The sequence below is a fragment of the Kitasatospora sp. NPDC059088 genome (assembly GCF_042738155.1).
In the GTDB taxonomy this organism is placed as follows: domain Bacteria; phylum Actinomycetota; class Actinomycetes; order Streptomycetales; family Streptomycetaceae; genus Kitasatospora.
In genome coordinates, this window is sequence record NZ_JBHYGR010000084.1 from 25303 (window position 1) to 26837 (window position 1535).

At 75.4% G+C, this 1535-nt stretch carries 1 protein-coding gene; it reads left to right on the forward strand.

From position 1 onward, the window contains the following. Positions 1-156 precede the first annotated feature (156 nt). Complete coding sequence (fabF, locus tag ACFWXO_RS30250; RefSeq protein ID WP_375887723.1) at positions 157-1419, forward strand: beta-ketoacyl-ACP synthase II; 1263 nt, start codon at positions 157-159, stop codon at positions 1417-1419. Positions 1420-1535: the final 116 nt, after the last annotated feature.

A 1535-nucleotide genomic window follows, 5' to 3' on the forward strand; every position in this document is an offset into this window, starting at 1 on the left:
TTTTGTGTATCCGCGCCCGCCCCGGGCGGGCTCCCCGGGGGGCCGGGCGCCGCGCGCCCGGCCGCCCCGCGGGCGGGGCCGCCCCCCGGGGCGCCGGGCCGGGCCCTTCTTCGGCTCGCCGCCGACCCCGCACGAAACGTGAAAGAAGAGAAACCAGTGACCGCTGAGAACCGAACCGTGGTCGTCACGGGTATCGGCGCCTTCACGCCGCTGGGCGGCGACGCCGCCACCACCTGGGAGAACCTGATCGCCGGGCGCTCCGGAGTGGCGGCGCTGACCGAGGAGTGGGCCCAGGACCTGCCGGTCCGGATCGCCGCACGCACCGCGGTCGAGCCGGGCGAGATCCTGCCCCGCCCGCTGGCCCGCAAGCTCGACCGCTCCGCCCAGTTCGCGCTGATCGCCGCCCGCGAGGCCTGGGCCGACGCCGGCTACGAGACCCCGGCCACCGACGAGTCCTCCAAGCTCGCCCCCGAGCGCCTGGGCGCCGTGATCGCCTCCGGCATCGGCGGCGTGACCACCCTGCTCGACCAGTACGACGTGCTGCGGGAGAAGGGCGCCCGCAAGGTCTCCCCGCACACCGTCCCGATGCTGATGCCCAACTCCCCGGCGGCCAACGTCGGCCTGGAGGTCGGCGCCCGCGCGGGTGTGCACACCCCCGTCTCCGCCTGCGCCTCCGGCGCCGAGGCGATCGGCTACGCGATCGAGATGATCCGCAGCGGCCGCGCCGACGTCGTGGTGGCCGGCGGCACCGAGGCGGCCATCCACCCGCTGCCGATCGCCGCGTTCGCCAACATGATGGCGATGTCCAAGAACAACGACGAGCCCGAGCGTGCCTCGCGCCCGTACGACAAGGCCCGGGACGGCTTCGTGCTGGGCGAGGGCGCCGGCGTGGTCGTGCTGGAGTCGCTGGAGCACGCCGAGGCCCGCAACGCCCGGATCTACTGCGAGGCCGTCGGCCAGGGCCTGTCCTCGGACGCCCACCACATCGCCCAGCCCGAGCCGACCGGTGCCGGTGTGGCCCGCGCGCTGGCCGACCTGTTCGACCGCAACGAGCTGGACAAGGCCGAGATCGTGCACGTCAACGCGCACGCCACCTCGACCCCGCAGGGCGACACCGCCGAGCTCAAGGCGCTCCGCAAGGAGCTGGGCGAGGACCTCGACCACATCCTGGTCTCCGCCACCAAGTCGATGACCGGCCACCTGCTGGGCGGCGCCGGCGGCATCGAGACCGTCGCCACCGTGCTGGCGCTGCACCACCGGATCGCCCCGCCGACCATCAACGTCGAGGAGCTGGACGACGAGGTGGACGCGAAGGTCGTGACCGAGGCGACCCCGCTGCCCGAGGGCCGGATCGCCGCGCTGAACAACTCGTTCGGCTTCGGCGGCCACAACGTGGTGCTGGCCTTCCGCACCCGCTGACGCCCGTGACGGAGGGGCGGGGGGGGGGGGGGGGGCGGCGCGCCCCCCCCCCCCCGCGCGCCCCCCCCCCCCCCCCCCCCGCCCCGCCCCCCCCCCCCCCCCCCAACACACAAACC